This is a genomic window from Finegoldia sp., assembly GCF_046991905.1.
In the GTDB taxonomy this organism is placed as follows: domain Bacteria; phylum Bacillota; class Clostridia; order Tissierellales; family Peptoniphilaceae; genus Finegoldia.
In genome coordinates this window covers 1-20661 of sequence record NZ_JBKWZF010000025.1, presented here as the reverse complement: position 1 = coordinate 20661, position 20661 = coordinate 1, and the positions used below count along the sequence as shown (strand labels likewise).

The following is a 20661-nucleotide window of genomic DNA, read 5'->3' as shown; positions in this document are numbered from 1 at the left end:
AAAGGGGTGATAAAATGCAATACATTCTGAAGGGAAAAAAAGACTTTAAAGCATGTGTGGAATACTTAAAAAAAGAAGATATTCTATTTCAAGATTATGATATTAAAGATTATTATATCATCAATGTTTTTGATAATACTTTATGTTCAAAGATAGAAAATGAGGAAGAAGCTTTTCTAAATACAAAAGATATTTCTATTGAGAATGGATATTTAGTAACAAAAAGATATAAAGAGAAAACCATAATTGATGTAAAAGGGATCGAAATTGGAGGAGAAGAACCTGTTGTTATTTCAGGACCTTGTTCTGTTGAGTCAGAAGAAATTGTAAGAAATATAGCAATAGGTATAAAAAAAGCAGGAGCAGATATATTAAGAGGAGGAGCGTTTAAACCAAGAACATCTCCTTATGAATTTCAGGGCTTAGGTAGAAAGGGAATAGACATTCTTAATAAGATTGGTAAAGAGCTTGAGATACCTGTAGTAACGGAAATAATGGATATCAGAGAACTGGACTATATGATAGATAAGGTTGATATTTTACAAGTAGGTGCTAGGAATATGTACAATTACTCTCTATTAAAAGAATTAGGGAAGCTAGATAAGCCTATTTTACTTAAAAGAGGATTAAGTGCAACGATAAAAGAATTTTTATTAAGTGCTGAGTATATTATGCTTGGTGGCAATGGAAAAGTTATTTTATGTGAGAGAGGAATTAGGACTTACGAAAATTATACAAGAAACACAATGGATATAGCTGCCATATCTTTCTTGAAAAATATTACACATTTACCAATAATCGCAGATCCAAGTCATGCAACAGGAAAGAGGGAACTAATAGGCCCCTTATCTAAAGCTTCAATTTCAGCAGGTGCTGACGGAATCATAATAGAATCTCACTTAAATCCAGAAAATGCTTGGAGCGATGGAAAACAAACAATAGATATATCTAGTTTGAAAACTATAATTAGATTTTGTAAATAGTAAAATATATTTTTATAAAAAATATCAATAGATATTGAAAAATACTATCAATATATGCTATTATTAAGTTAGCTTAAACTAACAAATGCTAATATTTAATATTTTTCAGGAGGTAATAATTTGAGTAAGTGGTTTGTACATGGCAATGAAATAGGAATACAAGAGAGTAGGAATACCATTTTTATATTTCCCTATGCTGGAGGAGGAGCTTCTTCTTTTAAAAATTGGGGAAGACATTTTAAAAATAGCGGTGTGTATTTTGCTCAATATCCAGGTAGAGAAAATAGGTTTTCTGAAAAAGCTATTAAGGATATCAGAGAATTAGTTGAAGAACTATTTAAAGCTATGAAAACAGTTTTTGACTTTACATCACCATATTATTTATTTGGACACAGCATGGGGACTAAGATAGTTTATGAATTAGCATTGAAAATAAAAGAGAGTGGGCTTCCAAACCCTGAAGGCTTAATTATTTCAGCGGGGAGGGCGCCATGCTATAAAGAGCCAAATCCTATCTACCATTTAGATGATGATGGATTTATAGAAGGATTGAGAAGATATGGTGGAACTCCTGATGAAATATTAGATAACAAGGATTTAATTAGTATCTTTTTACCTACTTTAAGAGCAGATTTTATCATAGATGAGGACTATCAAGATGAAGAATATAAAAAAGTTGATAGTGATATACTAGGCTTGATGGGAACAATTGATAAGGAAATGAGTTTAGAAGAAATGACTAAGTGGAGTGAATATACGACAAAGAATTTCACATATGAGTACATCGAAGGAGAACATATGTTTATAAACACTTCTGAAGAAGATGTAATTAAAGAATTGAGAAAATATATCAACGATTAGAATGGATACAAAAATTTTACAAGTGTTTAAATTTGATGAAATCGACTGTATTGTTGATAGGTTTTTTGATAATGAAGTAGCTTTATTAACAATTAACACATCTGAATTTAAGGATAAATATTATACAGAAAAATTTTTAAAAAAGGAAGAAATTAAACATGCTCAAGGATTTAAATCAGAGGTAGCAAGGATAAATTATATTGTATCTCGAAGCGTAGTAAATAAAGTTTTTTCCTTTATATTAAGAAAAGATGTTGAAAAAATAGAGGTATTAAATGGAAAGTACAAAAAACCATTTGTTAAAAACAATAAAGGAATAAAGTTCAACATTTCCCATACAGATGGTCTTGTAATAGTTGGATTCTCTCAAGAAGAAATAGGCGTAGATATAGAATGGATAAATAAGAGATTTGAGTACAAAGATATAGTAAATAATTGTTTTACAGATTCAGAAATTGAATATATAGATAAGGATTTCTGCAAATTTTATGAATTATGGACGATTAAGGAAGCTTACTTAAAATGTGATGGTATTGGTCTAATCAGAGATACTAAGGAGATAGAAGTTATAAATATTAGCAAGAATTGGGCTGAGTTAAGAGATAGTAAAGGCTACAATAAACAACTTAGAATGATTAGAGATAATTCAGGGTATATAGGGGCAATTTGCACAACGGAGGAAAAATGAATATAAAAATTAAAGAAAAATTAGAAGACTTCTATGACAAAGAGGTTTGGAATCATTTATCTCTAGGTGATTTTTTAACTAAAGTTTCCAATAAATATAGTGAAAAAATAGCCATCAATGAAAATGGAAACGAGTATTCTTATAAAGAGATTGAAAGTATCTCTAATAGATATGCAAAGGGATTTTTAAAAGAAGGCTTTAAAAAGGGTGATAAAGTTGTATTACAACTACCAAACAGTGCTGAATTGATTTTTGTGGCTTTTGCTCTTTTTAAAATAGGAGTAATTCCAATTATGTCTTTACCAGCTCATAGAAAGACGGAGATTAGTGGAATAATTGAATTATCAGAAGCAAAGGCATATATCGCACAAGATAGGTATTTAGGATTTTCTTATACGGAAATGATTAGAGAAGTTATTAAAGAAAATAGAACAGATATAAAAGTTTTTATTCAGGGAGATAATGAAGAGTTCAGATCTCTAACAGAAATCAAAGCAAATACGCCTATTGAAGAAAATGTGAATGTTGATTATAAAGACATAGGTTTACTATTGTTATCTGGAGGAACAACAGGAATACCGAAATTAATCCCAAGGAGACACTGTGATTACTTATATGTAGCAGAGTATTCGGGACGAAGGTGTGGGTTAACTGAAGAAAGTGTATATTTAGCTGCTTTACCGATGTCTCATAACTTTCCTTTAGGATGCCCTGGAATAATGGGAACATTGTTTTATGGAGGGAAAATAGTGATTTGCCCTACTACAAGCCCTGATGAGATAATACCGTTAATTGAAGAAGAGAGAGTTACAATTACTGGATTAGTTCCTGCCATGGCTAATATGTGTATAGAGTTTTTAGAAATGGATGAATATGATATATCCTCTTTAAAATTGATTCAGATTGGTGGTTCTGTTTTAGACCAAATTACAGCCAAGAAAATCGAGAGAGGTTTTTCTTGTAAGCTTCAGCAAATTTTTGGAATTGCTGAAGGTTTAATATCAACTACAAGTTTAGATGATGATAGTGAAACTATATACAATACACAAGGTAAACCAATAAGTGAATATGATGAGGTATTGATTGTTGATGAAGAAGGGAAAGAATTACCTGTAGAGGAGTATGGAGAACTTATAGTTAGAGGCCCATATACAATTTATGGTTATTATAATTTAGATGAAATTAATAAGAACTGTATAACTGAAGATTGTTACTTCAAAACAGGTGATAAAGCTAGAAAGCTTAAAGATGGTAATTTTCAAATTGTAGGAAGGCTAAAAGAAATGATCAATAGAGCTGGAGAAAAAATAACCCCTACAGAGCTAGAAGAAATTCTATTAACTCACAATAAAATTGTAGAAGTACAAGTTGTAGGAATTCCAGATCAAATTTTAGGAGAAAAAATAGGAGTTTTTGTCCTTTCAGGAGATAACGAGATTACTCTAAATGAAATCAGAACATTTCTAAAAGAGCATGGAGTAGCCCATTTCAAATTACCAGATTTAGTTAAAAAGGTTGATGCTTGGCCATTGACAAGCGTTGGTAAGATAAGTAAAGAAACACTTAGAAAATCTGCCTTATAGGAGGAATTAGCAATGGAGATAAATGATATAAAAAACAAAGTGATACAGTCCATTAAAGAACATATTCGCATGGAAATTAACGATGATTTTGAGAAGGGCGATAATCTAATAGAAAGAGGATTAAGTTCTATTATGATAATGAAAATATCTAATAAGTTAAGAAAATCAGGTATTAGGATATCATTCTCTAAATTAATGGAAAAACCAACTTTTAATGAATGGGAAATGTTAATTAAGAGTGCAAAAATTAACGATAAATTTATATCAAAAGAAGCAGAAATAGTTAAGAACAAAGAATATGTTGGTATTAAATTTCCGTTAACAGATGTGCAATATGCTTACTGGGTTGGTAGAGAAGATGATCAGGTTTTGGGAGGCGTAGGGTGTCATGCCTATCTAGAAATTGATGGTAAAGATATAAATGTTAAAAAATTAAATGAAGCGTGGATAAAATTACAAAAAGATCATCCAATGTTGAGAGCAAAATTTAACAGTGATGGCACTCAGGAAATCATGGAGTCTCCTTACACAGACGAAATTAGTGTATACAACTTAGAGAATCTAGATAATAAAGAAATTAAGGATTCTTTAAATGAAATTAGAGAAAAAATATCTCATAGGAAATTAAAGGTCGAAAAAGGTGAAGTAGCAGGTCTTGGAATTGCTTTATTACCTGAGGGAAAGACAAAAATCTTTTTAGATATTGATTTGTTGGTTGCGGATGTTATGAGTCTAAGCATTATGATTAAAGAATTAACAAGAAATTATGTAGGAGAAGGTGAAAAACATTCTATAGACTATACCTTCAAAGATTATATTGGAGATAATAAAGACAATCAATTACAATTAGAAGAGGATAAGGACTTTTGGAAGACAAAAATTGAAAATGACTTTCCTATGGAAGCACCTAATTTACCACTAAAAATTAGGCCTGAAATGGTTAAAGAAACTAAGTTTATTAGAAGAAAGAAAGTGGTAGATGAAGAAAGTTGGAGTGAAATAAAAAGACTAGCCTCTTTGCATAAAGTAACACCATCAATGGTTTTATTGGCCTGCTATGGTCTTGTAATAGAACGATGGACTAATCAAGAAAAGTTTTTAATAAATATGCCTTTATTTAATAGGGATACTGAAAACAGTAATTTAAGTAATATGATTGCAGATTTTACTAACTTATTATTGGTAGATTATGTGAGAAGACTAGGGGAAACATTGATACAAACTATAGAGAGGGTTAGTGAAGTATTTTTAGAAAATGTTTCGCATAGCTCATATTCTGGTGTCCAAGTTCAAAGAGACATGTATAAAGAAATAGGTAACAATAATAACGTGGCTCCTATTGTGTTTGCTTGTAATATTGATTATCCTTTAGAAACGCAAAAGTCAAGAGAAGCACTTGGGGGAATTTCATATATGATTTCTCAAACACCAGGTGTTTGGTTGGATTTTCAGACTTATGTAACAGATGAAAAGTTAATTTTATGTTGGGATGCTGTGGAAGAACTTTACCCAGAAGAATTATTAAATGATATGTTTGATGCTTTTTATGAACTCCTTATTTCTTTAACTAAAAAAGAAAATTGGGATAAGAAAACAGATGTTTTATCTCAAAGGCAAAAGGAAATTAGAAGGCAAGAAATTGAAGCTATTATTCCACTAAAATATCCAGATGAAAGAATTTATGATGGATTTATTAAAAATGTTATATTAAATCCAAGTAAAGTGGCAATTATAGACTCTTCTACAGGTGAAGAGATAAGTTATGGAGAACTTTATGATAATGCTTTAAAAATTGCTTTTTATTTACAATCAGAAGGCATAAAAAAGGGTGATTATATAGGAATAACACTTCCAAGAGGATGCAGACAAATTTTTGCTATTTTTGGAATTTTATTTAGCGGCGCAGCATATGTACCTATAGGAATTACACAGCCTAATGAAAGAAGAAGTAAAATATATGATCAAATTGGTATAAATCACATAATAAGTGATGAAGAAACAATAATTAGTTGTTCTTTGAATAACGAAGAAGTTAAGATTATTGATTTAGATAAAGGTATGAATAGCGATAAGAAATTAGAAAGTCCTGTTCAAGTTAGTCCATATGACAGTGCGTACATTATTATGACATCAGGGACAACAGGAGTGCCAAAAGGCGTTGAAATAATGCACACTAGTGCTATCAACACCTGTATAGACCTGAATAAGAAATATAACATTAACACTAATGATACTGTCTTAATGGTGTCTTCTATAGATTTTGACCTTTCTGTGTTTGATATATTTGGACTTTTACATGCTGGTGGTACATTTATTACCACAAGTGAAGACAATTATAGGAATTCAGATGAATGGCTTGAATTAATTGATAGATATAATGTTACTATTTGGGATTCAGTTCCAATATTATTTGACATGTTAGTTACAATGGCTGAAGGAAAAAAGAGAAAATTACCTTTTAGAGTTGTTATGTTATCAGGAGATTGGATTGCTTTAAATCTACCCGGAAGATTTTATAATATGAGCAATGACTCTGTTGTTGTAGCCATGGGTGGGGCTACGGAAGCATCTATATGGTCAAACTATCTAAATGTACCTAAAGAAATTCCGAACAATTGGGTTTCGATACCGTATGGAAAGCCTCTAGAGAATCAAGTATATAAGGTGGTAGATGACTTTGGCAGAACTTGTCCTAATTATGTTAAAGGCGAGTTATTAATCGGAGGAGTAGGTGTTGCTGAAGGGTACAGAGGAGATACTGAATTAACCGATAATAAATTCATTGTAGAAGATGATATAAGGTGGTACAGAACAGGGGATAACGGAAGAATATGGAACGATGGTACCATAGAATTTCTTGGTAGAAAAGACACTCAAGTTAAAGTTAAGGGACATCGAATTGAAATTGGTGAAATTGAGAAAGCTATAGCAAAGTATGCTGGGGTAGAAAATGTAATTGTTGATTTAATGGAAAGAGGAGGAAGCAAGAAGTTAGTAGCCTTTATTAAAAGTGATGTTAATTCATATGAAGTTAACAACATGCCAAAAAATCAAGGTTTTAATACTTCTTTTTTGGTAAAACCTAAAATACCTTCATCAAATGATGAAACTATATACCAAAACAAAGAAATTGACAAACTAGTTTTGAAAACCATTTTAAATGTATTTAATGGGTTAAAGATTGACTTTACTAGTAAAAGTTACTCTTTAAATGAAATATATAAAGATATAAACTTGTCAAGTTCAAATAGAATAATAGTGGACAAATGGATTGATACACTAGTAAACTTTAAGCTTTTAAAAAAGGTTGATGGAAGATTTAAAGAAGATAGCTCTATTTCTAAAATAAAAATAGACGTGGAATCAGTACAGGAAATTGAAAGATTCACAAAAGAAATTACACCAGAGCTTATAGATATTTTAAAAACAGGGAGAGATCCTTTAGAAGTTTTCTACAGAGAAGATAAAAAATTTAATTTAGTAAGACTTGCTGAAGCCATAGAAGATTATAAAGAATCTATAGATAGTATAGTAAACTCTCTAAATAATTATATAGATAAGAATACAGACAGAAAATTAAGAATCATAGAATATTCAACTAGAAACAGTCAAATGACAAATAGATTATTTAATAAATACAAAGATTATGTTGAGGAATATGTTTATGCAGACAATTCTGTGTTTTTAAAAGAAGACTTATCTGATATTAATGAAAATAGTAAATTTAGATATTCTATTATTAATCAAGAAATAAATGATGGATTGGAAGAGGATTATTTTGATGTGGTAATAGCATTAAATTCAATTCACAGGAGTGGAGATTCAAGAGAGACATTAAAGAAGCTAATAAAGAAATTGAAACCAAATGGGTTACTTGTAGGAAATGAAATTAATAAATTAAATTTACTTTCTCTGATTACAGCTGATATATTGAATCCAGAAAACATAGGAATTAATAACGACATTAATTTAAAAACAGATATTAGTAGAATTCTTTATGAAAGCAATGTCAATGAGTCATCCAAGGCTAATTTCAATACTTTTTTTATCGAAAAACTAAAAAGTAATAAAATCTCATTTGAAGATCTAAAAGACTATTTGTTGGGAATAGTTCCAAATTATATGATTCCAACTTATTTTTATCATGTGGATGAAATCCCACTGAATAAGAATGGAAAAGCAGATAGAAAGAAGCTTAAAAAAGATTTACTGAAGGATGTCAAGCATTCTAGAGTTATTTCAGAAGAAATAACAAATGACATATCAGATACAGAAAAAATATTATTGAATATCTGGAAAGAATGTTTATGCAATGAAAATATTGGAGTTAATGATAATTATTTTATCGTTGGAGGGGACTCATTAACAGCAGCATCCATTATCGGGAAAGTCAAAAATAAAATGGGGATAGAAATTTCGATAAAAGACATTTTTCAGAGTGCCTCTGTAGCTTCTTTGTCGGATTTTATAGATAAAAACAAAATGTTTATCAATAGAAGCAAAATACGAACTTTAGTGCCAGATAAAGAAAACATATATGAGCCATTTCCACTTACTGATGTACAAATGGCTTATTGGATAGGTAGACAGGGGGCGTATAACTTAGGGAATGTATCAACACATTGTTATTTTGAATTCGATAGTATGGATATAAATGTCAATAAACTACAGAAAGCGTTAAATGACATCATTGAATATAATCCTGCTTTAAGAACAATAATATTAAATTCAGGAGAACAAGTAATTCTGAAAGAAGTTCCATACTATTTATTAAATATAAATGATTTAAGCACTTTGGATGATGATGCTAAAGAAAATATTTTATTGCAAATGAGAGAATCACTTTCGCATAGAATTATAGATTTGAGTAATTTTCCTACATTTGATTTTAAAGTAACTAAAATTACTAAAACTCTATTTCGAATATTTATAGGAATTGATAATGCAATACTTGATGGTTGGAGCATGTTTGAGTTTTTAAAAGAAATAAAGCTTAAATATGATGGAGATTTTAGTTCGGAAACTATTGAACCAACATTTCGAGACTATGTTTTATATAAAAAACAAGAAGACAGATTTCATTATGAACGAGATAAAGATTATTGGATAAACAGGTTGGACTCATTTCCTATCATGCCAAGATTATCCATTATGAAAAATGATGGAAATAACTCTGAACAAAGATTTAAAAGAAAAGAAGCTAGAATAAAGAGAGACGATTGGATAGAAATTAAAAGATTAGCGACTGAAGTAGAGGTAACACCAACAACTATACTTTTATCATTATTTTCTACAATATTATGCAAATATAGTAACAGCAATAATTTTGTAGTTAATGTGACACAATTTATAAAGGAAGATATTCATCCTGAAATTCATAAAGTTATGGGAGACTTTACTCAGTTATGTTTATTGGAAATAAAACTTGATAAAAGCAAAACTATTTTGGAAAATGCAAAGGAAATTCAGGAACAACTCCTTTCTGATATGATGCATTCATCATATAGTTCAATAGAGTTTTTAAGAGATTTAAGAGAGAAGAAACATACAGATATGATTGCTCCAATTATATTTACAAGTGGCTTAGGAATGAAAGGAAATAGAAATGTAGATTTTCTCGGTGAGTTAAATTACTCTATAAGCCAAACGCCTCAAGTATGGTTAGATCATCAAGTAATAGAATTAGATGAAGACCTTATATTGACATGGGATTATGTAACTAATTTATTCATAAATGAGGAGATAGATATATGTTTCAACGCATATGTAGAATTAATAAATGATTTTTTAGAATCAAGCAACAAAAAAGTGGATGAATTAATAAGAATTTCAAATGATGACACAGAAATGGATTTGACAATAAACCATATTGAGAAAAAAGACCTTATTAAAAAATCAATTTCAAACAACAGGAATGATAAAAACCTCAATAGTGAGTCAGAAGAGAGTATACAAACATTTGAAAATGAGATAGTCAGGATTGTAGAAAATGTATTAAAAGTAGAGAAACTAGAGTTGGTAGATGATTTTTTCAAATCTGGTGGCAACTCGCTTAATGCTGTGCAATTAACAAACTTAGTAAACGAAACATTTAATATTAATTTATCTATGGTTGTAATATTAGAAAATCCTATGCTCCAAGATTTTTCTAATGCTGTCTTTAAGGAAATAAATAACAGGAATAAAAACAATAACAATGATAATGAAATAGGTTTTATATAGGAGGGCATATGTCGATAGAAAAAACTATTCTAAAATATCAGAAGCAAGGCATAAGGTTATTTTTAGAAAATGGAAAACTATGCTATAATTCCCCAAAAGGTGTTATGAATAAAGCAATTCAAGAGGAACTTTCTAAGATAAGAGATGAGTTAATAGATTTTCTTGCAAAAAGTTGCTCTCCTGTAATAATTGACAAGGAAAATTTAAATGAAGAATTTGATTTAACAAATATGCAATTAGCTTATACAGTAGGTAAAGGGGAGCTATATAAATATGGACAAACAAACTGTAAAATTTATTGTGAAATAAAATATCCTGTAATTGATATAGCTAAATTTAAGAAATCCTGGACTGATGTAATAATAGCAAATGAAATGTTACATGCTGTAATTTACAATGATGGAAAACAAAAAATCTTAAAGGATTATAATATTCCAGATATAAGATATACTAAAAGGTGTTCAAAATACCATTTTAATGACGAACATTTGGAAAATGTTAGAAAGAGATTATCTTCAAAGACTTATGAGTTAGGGAAATGGCCACTATATGACATAGAAATAACATCATTTGATGATTACAGTATAATTCATTTGTCTTTGGATATGTTGATTGCAGACTTTACAAGCATTGGAGTTATAATTAGAGATCTTGAGGACTCATATTTTGAAGATATTAAGTTAGAAAACAAAGGAATAACATTTAGAGATATTATAGTATTCGATGAAAACTTCAAAAAAAACAAGTGAATATCGAATCAACTATAATAAAGCGAAAGATTATTGGTTGAAAAAAATTGAAGATTTACCTGAAGGACCAACATTAACAACCAAATCAAGTGAAGGAAATGTATCAATAAAACAATTTAATCTTCGTATAACTGAAAAGAGAGAATTAGAAATACAAGATATTTGTAGCAGAAACAAAATAACCCTAACAGCGTTTATATTAACAGCATATGCAGAAGTATTAAGCCGTTGGTCTAGCGAAAAAAGATTTTGTATAAATGTCACAATTTCGGAGAGAGATGATATTCATCCTAATATTAGTTCTATTGTAGGGGATTTTACTGATATCAATTTACTAGAAATAAGCAATTTAAACGAAAATGAATTTGTGGAAAATGCACAAAATATCCAGCTTCAACTTTGGAAGGATATTGATAATAGAAGTTTTTCAGGTATTGAAGTTCTTAGAGAAGTATCAAAATCAAGAAAACAGAATATAATATATCCATATGTTTTTACAAGTGCTTTAGGCATTCAAGAGAACATTAAAAGTAACAGTATAAGTAATTTTGGGGAATTGGTTTATAAAATAACACAGACCCCACAAGTAATACTTGATTGTCAGGTAATGAGAGACAAGGGTGGAATATTGATTACATGGGATGTAAGAGATAATATATTCCCTAAAGGTATGATTGAATCAGCTTTTACAAGATTCTCTGATATTATACTAAATAGACGTAAAGAAAACTCTAGCAAAGATAAAGAAGTGTTAAGAACATTTGGCCAGAGTCATATATTGTCATCGGAGTTTAATGACAATATGAATTTTGAATCTTTTATTGGAAATCTATATCTAGAAGAAATGGCTTCTAAAATAATATTGAATAATTATGATCAAAAATATACGTATAAAAAATTAGGTTTGCTAGTAAGAAATATTAGAGATTTATTAATTATAAATAAATGCAAAGCTGGAGATACTGTTTTAATTAATTCACCGGATGCTTTTTTAAAAGTCGGAGCTATCTTAGCAATATTATCAATAGGAGGGGGAGCATTACCTATTGATGAAACGGAAGATTTATTAGAAATAGAGTCGCTAAACAAGAAGTATGATATTAAATTTGCTCTAATTAATGATATTGACGATTTTTGCTTAGATGGAGAGATTTATAAAAATTTAAAAATTATTTCTTTGGAACAGATAGAAGATTTTGATGATGAAAAACCAGATAAATTTGAAATAACTGATATAGCAAAGGCTACACTCATTTCAAAGGAGATGGATCAATTAGGTGAAATGAGATTTTATCCTATCAAGGTTAAAAACATATTTTCTTTTGTCAGAAAACAAATTGATTTATTGAAAGTAAGAAAAGCTGATGAATTACTAGTTTGTGAAAATAACAATAGCCGTGTTTTAATTACGAATTTATTAATATGCTTATTATCTCAATCAACATTAAACCTGTGCAAAAATATTTCACAACAAAAATATAATAAAATGATAATGGACTCAGAATTCATACAGGTCAATATGCATCAACTTGAAGTGTTATGTAAAAATCATATTCGTAAATCAAAAATAAAATCAATAATTTCTAAAACTTTAATTGTTATAACTGCTATTGACTCTATGAGCTTAATAAATCAATTTCCAGAGTTATTAGAAAGTTTTAGAATTATATTTATGATTGATGATTTTACAATTCAAGATAATGAGCAGTATATGATTTTATGTAAAGAGTATGTAAAGATGGATCATGAAGATAATTTGCTTTCATTTAACAAGAATCTATCGAGCGGTGAAGTTTCTATTTTGGATCAGCATTTGTCTATGTGCCCAGAATGGGTTGTAGGTGATATATTCGTCAACAAAAAATCGAACGATGAGTCAAGTAGTGACATATATAACAGTACTGATCAAAAAAATGTTCTTGCGAAAACAAAATTTAGAGGAATGTATACATCAGATAGTATAATAGTAACCCATGATAGTACTGGTGATGTAAAATTAGAGGGTAACGATATTAATGTTTATGAAATTGAAAGTAAAATTAATTCTTTAAAAGATATTCATAAGTCTGCAATTGTCCCCAATAAAAATGATTGTAGCGTAGATGTGTTTGTCCAACCAAATTTTTCTGAAGCAACCAAAGATACCAGAAATATTAAATTTTCGGAGTTCAACATAAAAGATGTGGATGACTTTAACTTGGATAATTTTTTAAGGTGGATGCAGGCATCAAACGAAACGGCTATAGAGGATATTTTTCAAACATTTTTAAAATTAGGAGTATTTGTTAATAAAAACAAGTGGTATTCTATTAAAGAAATATATTATGAAACAAAGGTTGTTGATATATACAAAAGATTATTGAAAAGATGGCTTAATGCACTTATTTCCGAGGGAATTATTAAATACAACGCAAACAGAGGATACAAATTAAATAGTTGTAGAGTAGATAATATAGGAAAGGCATGGGAAAAATGGAAAGAGATAGATTTGCACGTTAAATACAGCGATATAATGATGAATTATTTTTATGAATCACGAGTGAATCTAATTAAATTGCTACAAGGAAAGATAAATCCAGTTGAGTTATTTTTCCCAAATGGTTCTTTTGATGTAGCTTTAGCAGCATATAAAAACAATCCTATAAGTAACATAATGAATAAAGCAACGATAAAATATATTAATGATATTATAGATGATTTCAATCAACGCTTTCCTAACAAGGATTTCAGGATTTTAGAAGTAGGGGGAGGAGTTGGAGGAACCACTATTGATTTAATGAAGCAAATTAAAAATTATAATATAAAGTATTTATTTACTGATATTTCTCAGTCATTTATTAATGAAGCAGAAAAAAATTTTATAAAGTATAATAATATAGATTTTGGAATTTACGATATAAATAAAGATTATTTTGAACAGGGAATGAATAATTCAGAGTTTGATTTAATAATTTGCAATAATGTATTTCATAATGCAAATGATGAATCTGAAGTATTAGAACAATTTAAGGGAATGCTTACTAGAAATGGACATCTAGTAATTCTTGAAGGTTTACCCGGAAGTTATGCGTTATTAACTTCAATGGAGTTTCATGCAGGCTTAGACCATATAAAAGGATTTAGAGAAGATACGGATCAAGTGTTTTTATCAATGAATGACATGAATAAAATCATAAATTATTGCAATGGTGATTTGGTGAAGTGTTTTCCAGACAATAGCAGAGAACGAGATATTTTGGGACAATGTTTATATATTGTAAAATTTAGAGAAAGTATTATTGATTTAGATAAAAAAAGAATTTTAAATAATATATTAAGACTCTTGCCTTATCCTATTAGAGTTAATACATTTAATGTTATTAATTCAATCCCTCTTACAAGGGAAGCTTGTATTAATAGAAGAAAACTAAGAGATGATTTAAAGGAAAGAATTAATAAAAGAGTAAAAATAAAAGAAATAAATAAGAAGGAAGTTGGACCTGCAACTAATTTAGAAAAAAATTTAGTTCAAATATGGAAAGAAACATTGAAAGTTGAAAGTTTGAGCATTAATGACAACTTTTTCGAATTAGGAGGTGATTCTTTAATAGCAGCACAGATTGCCTCTAAAATGAAACAAAACTTAGCAGAGTTTAAAGAAGTTCCTTGGGATCAGATAATGTTGGGCTTAATTCAATCAGATTCCTTAAGAGAAATGTGTAGTAATTTTATATTTAACTCGCAAGAAGAACTAAAAGAAGATAATGAGAGTATAGGAAAAATAATTTTACTGAGTGAGAAAAAGACTACGAATTCAGCATGTGTTTTATTTCATGATGGTTTAGGAAGCTTGGGACCATATTCGAGCTTGATACCATTAATAAATGAAAATTGTGATAAGTATAATTTATACGGATTAGGAAATATTGATGAAAAAAGTTTTTTATCAATATCTCCAGATAACTTGATATCAACATTAGGATACGAGTATGCAAATCTATTAGAGCAGACGGGAGAAAAAGAATTCGAATTAATAGGATTTTGTACGGGTGGGTTGATAGCTATTGAAACTGGTAAAGTTCTATTAGAAAAAGGTTTGAAGGTAAATATGGTGACCACAATAGATACTATGATATGCAAAAAGATGATACTAAATAATTTTCTATTAGAAAGGGCATTTGCACAACTCATAGGAGCGAATATTAATAAAGCTGGTCATTCAGTTTCAGACGAAGAAGTGAGAAAGAGCTTACTATACTTATCGAAGAATTATAATCTTAAATTAATGCAAAGGGATGATTTATTTTTAGAGTCTATTGATAAATTTAAGAATGTGAAAGAATGTTATGTAGAATTTAGTACATTAGATGAAAATGAGCGTTTTAATAGGATGTTAAATAGCATTGAAAACGAAAAGCTTAATGAAATAAATACTTTAAGTAATATTAAGCAAAGATTTAACATATTCTCTCAAAGTTTTGAGGCTGCTATGCTATATGAGCCTGAAAATTATGTAGGAGATGTAAAAGTTTTATATTGTGATAATGAAAAATTTACTTTTTTACCGCTCGATAATATTGATAATGAAAAATTTTGGAAGAATGCAACTTTAGGGGATATAAAGCTACAAAAAATAAAAGGGAATCACTTAACATGTTTAAATGGGAAAATGGCAAGTGAAGTATTTAAAAATATTTTTGGAGATAAAAAACAATGAAAAAAAAGATAGGTATATTGGGATCTAGTGGCTTTTGCGGGAATATAGTATTTGAGGAGTTGAAGCAAAGTGGGTATAGGTTAAGATGTGGACATAGATATATAAAAAAAGATCTCGTAGATAAATATATTGAGCACGTATCCGTTGATGTTTTGAATGATAAAGAGTTGTACCTTTTTTGTAAGGATTGCGACTTGATAGTTAATGCGACAGGACCTTCATATGTTACAAGCCCTAAAATTGCACATGCAATAAAAAAACTTGATTTAAAATATGTTGATTTATTTGGCGTTAATTTATTGGATGATGAAATAATTTTAAATACAAAATCTGTAATAGGTACTGGAAATTTCCCAGGATTATCTGGAATTGTTTTGAAGTGGCTCAATGAAAAATATTCAAAAAACTTAAAACGTATTTACATGTATGCTGGAGGAAATGAGAAAGTGACATTAAATGCATTAATTGATGTTTTAATGAGTTCATTAGATGGATATATTGAGACCAATTGTTTTATCTCTAAAGGAGAAAAGAAAAAAATAAGCAGAGAAGTTGATTTAAAAGAACAAAATAATGTTGATTTTTTACCTTTGAATTCTGTATGTATAAAATATATTTCTAAAGAGTTATTAAATGTTTCTGAAAAATTTCCTAATAATGAAGTTTATTGGAATAATGTGTATCTCAACCCAGAGCATGATAAGATTCTACGACAGGGTGTTTCAGAAATCCAGAAAGAATATTCCTTGGAGAAAGTATATCAAGTTGCCGATTACATTAATGAGCAAATATCAAGTAAAAGAAAAGCTAAGGATAATTTACTTCAATACAAGTATCAATGTTCTATAATTCTAGACTATGGGTTTGGGGAATATGAGGAGTTTTTAGAAGTTATATGTGGAGATACTTATCTTATAAACGGTTATTTAACAGCAATGTGTGTAAAAGAGTTGTTGGATAGAGATGACATAAATAAAACAATGTGGGCGTTTGAGATTTTGGATAGTAAAGATGTTTTAGAAGAGTTGCTATACAGAAAAGCTATTTTAGATATTAAATTAAATGGCAAATCAATAAGAGATGAAATTTGTGTTAGCCAAGAAAGGGGGGAAATATAAGTTATGCAAAACAAATATAGAGTATTGGTTTGTGGTGTAGGATTTGGACAGTTTTATATAAAAGCTATCGAAAATATGAATGAAAAATTTCAGATAGTAGGCATTTTGTCAAAAGGTAGTGAATTGTCTCAAAGTTATGCTAAAAAGTATAAAATACCAATATATACAACCTTAAATGATGTGAATCTTAATGAAATAGATTTGGCTTGTGTTGTTATAGGGTCAACATTGATAGGTGGGGCAGGCAGTGATTTGGTTAAGCAACTGTTAAAGAATGGAGTAAATGTAATTCAGGAACAACCAGTTCATTTAAAAGAATATATAGAGTTTTTGAAATTATCAAGAGAAAATTCTTGTTTTTATAAACTTAACACATTTTATCCAAATTTAAAAAGTGTAGATACATTTTTGAGTTTATCTAAAAAGCTAAATAAGTTGTCGAAAATTAGATTTATTTCTGCACAATGTAGTGTACATGTATTGTTTCCTCTTATAGATATTTTGGGAAGAGCTTTGGGAGGACTAAAACCTTATGAATTTAGAAATATATCTACGCAGAATATAGAATCACCTTTTGAGATTATAGAAGGGTATATAAACGATATTCCTATATGTATAAGTGTGCAAAATCAAATGACTGCGAAAAATCCAGATAATTACATGTTATTAATGCATAAAATAATGTTTATAACGAACTCAGGGAATTTGACATTATCAGGTACAAATGGACCTATAATATGGGAGAGCTGTTTGGATAAGCCACATGATAAAAATGGAAAATTTAATTTAGAAGAAAGCAATGAGTTTTCGAAATTAAAAACATTTGAAATAGCTGAAGATAACGAAGAAACTTATAGTAGTATGATGAAATTAAGTTGGGTTAATTCTATTTCAAAGTCCATTATAGAATTTATAAATTGTATAGATAGTAAAAAGGCTAATATAGTGGAGCAACAATACTTGATTTCAGCGATAGAGACATGGGGTGAATTATCTAGAGAGCTTGGACAAAGTAAAATAATTCAACCGTATAAAAAAAATGCAATTAAAATTAATGATTTAAAAGGAGGAAAAAATGAATAAAAATAATATGAATGGTCTAAAAACAAAGGATTTGATTACTATAGGGGTTTTTACAGCTCTCTATTTTATATTTAATATGATTGGGGGAATGCCTTTTGGAATGAATCCTGTATTAACCTTTTATCAGCCAATGGGTAGTGCTCTTTTATCAGGAATAATATTTATGTTTCTGATCTCGAAAGTGGCTAAAAGAGGAACTATTGCTATTTTGGCAATAATAATTTGTATTTTGAGATTTGCAACTGGCATGCATTGGGCTATGGGTCTTGGAACTTTAGTTATGGGGATAATTGCTGAATTTATAGCAGGAAGCAAGTCATATAAAAGTAAAAAAACAAACATCCTTTCTTTTGGAGTATTTGCACTTGGAGATATAGGGACTTTTGTCGTATATTTTATGGATCCTAAGTCTTGGTCAAATGCAATGATAGAAAAGGGGACAGATATAACATATATAGAGTCTATGAATGCAGCAGCTGCTGATTGGATGATTTATGTTATTGTGATTGGAACTTTTTTAGTTGCTTTATTTAGTGCTTTTATAGGTTCTAAACTTTTGAAAAAGCAATTTGAAAAGGCGGGTATTATATGATTTCAGGAGAATTGAATACACATATTAATCCATGCACAAAAATAGTTTTACTATTTTTGTGCATAATTATATCTAGTATATTGCCCTCAATAGAATATGAATTAGCTTTTGTAGCATTAATTGCTATTTTTAGTCTTATAAATAGAAAAATCAAAATTGCTTTTACTGGGATATTAATATATCTATTAGTATATTTTCTTAGTATTTTAATTGTAAGATATGGAAGTAATACTTTTAGAAGCATATTTATGCCATTTTTGGGTTTAGTTAATAAAATTTATCCGGTATGTATGCTCTCTATGATAATACTTAGCACAACGAAAGTAGGGGAGTTTTTATCTGCTATGGATTATGTTGGTGTTTCTAAAAAAATTTCTATCCCCCTAGCAGTAATGCTTAGGTATATACCAACTATAAAAGAAGATTGGCTATATATAAAAGATTCAATGAGGTTTAGAGGAATTTCTCCATCCTTTTTTGGATTTATAAAAAACCCTTCTTTAACCGTAGAATGCATTTATTCTCCTATGATAATTATGGCAGCAAAAGCAGCAGATGAATTAACTATAGCTTCTATCACAAGAGGAATTGAATCACCAAATAAACGAACTTCAATTATAAGGATTAATTTTGGAATTTTAGATTATTTATCTCTAATAATTGGAGTAGTAATTACTGCATTTACAATATATTTGAGGTATTTTTATGATTAAGTTAAATGAAGTTTGTTTCAAATATAGAAACTCTAAGGATATTAGCCTAGATAATATAAATATAGAAATAAAAAAAGGAGAGTTTATTTTAATATGTGGTTCTTCTGGCTCTGGAAAAACCTCTATTACAAGGCTTATAAATAAGTTGATACCATATTATTATGAAGGAGATTTAAATGGTGATGTAAAAATAAATGATAAATCATTATCTGACTATCAAATGTTTGAACTTTCAAAAAATGTCGGCAGTGTTTTTCAAAATCCTAGAACCCAATTCTTTAATGTGGATACAAATAGTGAAATTGTATTCGGACTAGAAAACCAAGGAGTAGAAACAAAAATTTTAGAAGAGAAATTAGATGAAACCTGCAAGAAATTAGAAATAAATAAACTAAAAAATAGAAATATTTTTCATTTATCTGGAGGAGAGAAACAAAAAATTGCTTTTGCATCAGTTTATGCAACAAATCCAGATATTTATTTACTTGATGAGCCTTCTTCTAATTTGGACATACCGACAATAGATATATTAAAAAAACACTTATCCATGTTGAAAGAGAGTGGTAAAACAGTTATTATATCTGAACACAGAATCTATTATATAATGGATTTAGTTGATAGAATTATTTATATGAAGAATGGGAAAATTGATAAAATTTTTTCCAATAAAGATTTTTTAAGTTTATCTGAAGATGAAATTAAGACTATGGGTTTAAGAACAAGAAACAAACCTAGTTTAAATATAAAAGAAAAATCACCAATTATAGGTAAGTCTTATTTACAGGTAAATAATGTTTCAATTTATAGGAAAGATAAATGCCTTACAGATAGACTTAGTTTTTCTGCAAACAAGGGTGATATTATTGCTGTTTTAGGATCTAACGGCATAGGGAAAACTACTTTTTTAAGAACTCTTTGTGGACTTTATACTGATTATAAGGGTGAGTTTATTTTAAAATCTAAAGAAATTGATGAAAAAGCAAGAAAGCAAATATCTTATATGGTTATGCAAGACGTAAATTATCAATTATTTGCCGATAGTGTCTTTGCTGAATGTAAATTAGGAATAAAGAACGTAAAAGATGATTTAATTAATGAACTGCTAAATGATTTTGACTTATATAATTATAAAAATAGCCACCCTAACACTTTGTCTGGGGGACAAAAGCAAAGACTTGCCATAGTTTGTGGACTATTGTGTAACAAAGAAATTTTTATTTTAGACGAGCCTACAAGTGGGCTTGATTATAAAAATATGATTAAAACTGTAGAATTATTGAAGTCACATTCAAAAGATAAAATTATTTTTATAGCTACCCATGATTTTGAATTTGCAAGTTTAATTTGCAATCGTGTATTGGATTTAGAAAAAA

12 protein-coding genes are annotated in these 20661 nt (G+C 28.9%); all 12 read left to right on the top strand.

The features are described 5' to 3' along the window. Nucleotides 1-14: 14 nt before the first annotated feature. Entirely contained in the window at nt 15-983 is a 969-nt protein-coding gene (aroF, locus tag ACLUJM_RS09325) for a 3-deoxy-7-phosphoheptulonate synthase (protein ID WP_004837825.1), read from the top strand. Nucleotides 984-1103: 120 nt separating this feature from the next. Further along, nucleotides 1104-1844: a thioesterase II family protein gene (locus tag ACLUJM_RS09320; protein WP_002842328.1), complete on the top strand. Its 741-nt coding sequence runs from the start codon at nt 1104-1106 to the stop codon at nt 1842-1844. Between the two features lies 1 nt (nt 1845). Next, complete coding sequence (locus tag ACLUJM_RS09315; RefSeq protein ID WP_002842315.1) at nt 1846-2532, top strand: 4'-phosphopantetheinyl transferase family protein; 687 nt, start codon at nt 1846-1848, stop codon at nt 2530-2532. Continuing rightward, nucleotides 2529-4115, top strand: coding sequence for a (2,3-dihydroxybenzoyl)adenylate synthase (locus ACLUJM_RS09310; RefSeq protein ID WP_412412721.1), 1587 nt, complete (start codon nt 2529-2531; stop codon nt 4113-4115). The genes ACLUJM_RS09315 and ACLUJM_RS09310 overlap by 4 nt, the downstream gene beginning before the upstream one ends. Nucleotides 4116-4127: 12 nt before the next feature. Next, nucleotides 4128-10337: an amino acid adenylation domain-containing protein gene (locus ACLUJM_RS09305; protein ID WP_412412720.1), complete on the top strand. Its 6210-nt coding sequence runs from the start codon at nt 4128-4130 to the stop codon at nt 10335-10337. Between the two features lie 8 nt (nt 10338-10345). Next, complete coding sequence (locus ACLUJM_RS09300; protein WP_412412719.1) at nt 10346-11086, top strand: hypothetical protein; 741 nt, start codon at nt 10346-10348, stop codon at nt 11084-11086. After that, nucleotides 11061-15782, top strand: a complete 4722-nt coding sequence (locus ACLUJM_RS09295; protein WP_412412718.1) for a condensation domain-containing protein — start codon at nt 11061-11063, stop codon at nt 15780-15782. Before ACLUJM_RS09300 ends, ACLUJM_RS09295 begins: the two co-directional genes overlap by 26 nt. Continuing rightward, nucleotides 15779-16900 (top strand): saccharopine dehydrogenase, encoded by a 1122-nt coding sequence (locus ACLUJM_RS09290; protein WP_412412717.1) that lies wholly within the window; start codon nt 15779-15781, stop codon nt 16898-16900. The genes ACLUJM_RS09295 and ACLUJM_RS09290 overlap by 4 nt, the downstream gene beginning before the upstream one ends. 3 nt (nt 16901-16903) lie before the next feature. After that, nucleotides 16904-17983, top strand: a complete 1080-nt coding sequence (locus ACLUJM_RS09285) for a Gfo/Idh/MocA family oxidoreductase (protein WP_002842344.1) — start codon at nt 16904-16906, stop codon at nt 17981-17983. After that, nucleotides 17976-18575 (top strand): MptD family putative ECF transporter S component, encoded by a 600-nt coding sequence (locus tag ACLUJM_RS09280; protein WP_002842343.1) that lies wholly within the window; start codon nt 17976-17978, stop codon nt 18573-18575. The genes ACLUJM_RS09285 and ACLUJM_RS09280 overlap by 8 nt, the downstream gene beginning before the upstream one ends. After that, the gene (locus tag ACLUJM_RS09275; RefSeq protein ID WP_094206767.1) at nt 18572-19288 is read left to right on the top strand and encodes an energy-coupling factor transporter transmembrane component T; all 717 of its coding nucleotides are present in this window, start codon (nt 18572-18574) and stop codon (nt 19286-19288) included. The genes ACLUJM_RS09280 and ACLUJM_RS09275 overlap by 4 nt, the downstream gene beginning before the upstream one ends. Next, nucleotides 19281-20661, top strand: a 1381-nt coding sequence (locus ACLUJM_RS09270; protein WP_412412716.1) for an ABC transporter ATP-binding protein, incomplete at its 3' end; no start/stop codon positions are given. The genes ACLUJM_RS09275 and ACLUJM_RS09270, both read left to right, overlap by 8 nt.

Bases quoted from the DNA above. Each gene is read 5' to 3' on its own strand.
- aroF (WP_004837825.1), top strand. From the start codon at position 15: ATGCAATACATTCTGAAGGGAAAAAAAGACTTTAAAGCATGTGTGGAA.
- ACLUJM_RS09285 (WP_002842344.1), top strand. From the start codon at position 16,904: ATGCAAAACAAATATAGAGTATTGGTTTGTGGTGTAGGATTTGGACAG.
- ACLUJM_RS09280 (WP_002842343.1), top strand. From the start codon at position 17,976: ATGAATAAAAATAATATGAATGGTCTAAAAACAAAGGATTTGATTACT.
- ACLUJM_RS09315 (WP_002842315.1), top strand. From the start codon at position 1,846: ATGGATACAAAAATTTTACAAGTGTTTAAATTTGATGAAATCGACTGT.
- ACLUJM_RS09300 (WP_412412719.1), top strand. From the start codon at position 10,346: ATGTCGATAGAAAAAACTATTCTAAAATATCAGAAGCAAGGCATAAGG.
- ACLUJM_RS09295 (WP_412412718.1), top strand. From the start codon at position 11,061: ATGAAAACTTCAAAAAAAACAAGTGAATATCGAATCAACTATAATAAA.
- ACLUJM_RS09275 (WP_094206767.1), top strand. From the start codon at position 18,572: ATGATTTCAGGAGAATTGAATACACATATTAATCCATGCACAAAAATA.
- ACLUJM_RS09310 (WP_412412721.1), top strand. From the start codon at position 2,529: ATGAATATAAAAATTAAAGAAAAATTAGAAGACTTCTATGACAAAGAG.
- ACLUJM_RS09305 (WP_412412720.1), top strand. From the start codon at position 4,128: ATGGAGATAAATGATATAAAAAACAAAGTGATACAGTCCATTAAAGAA.
- ACLUJM_RS09290 (WP_412412717.1), top strand. From the start codon at position 15,779: ATGAAAAAAAAGATAGGTATATTGGGATCTAGTGGCTTTTGCGGGAAT.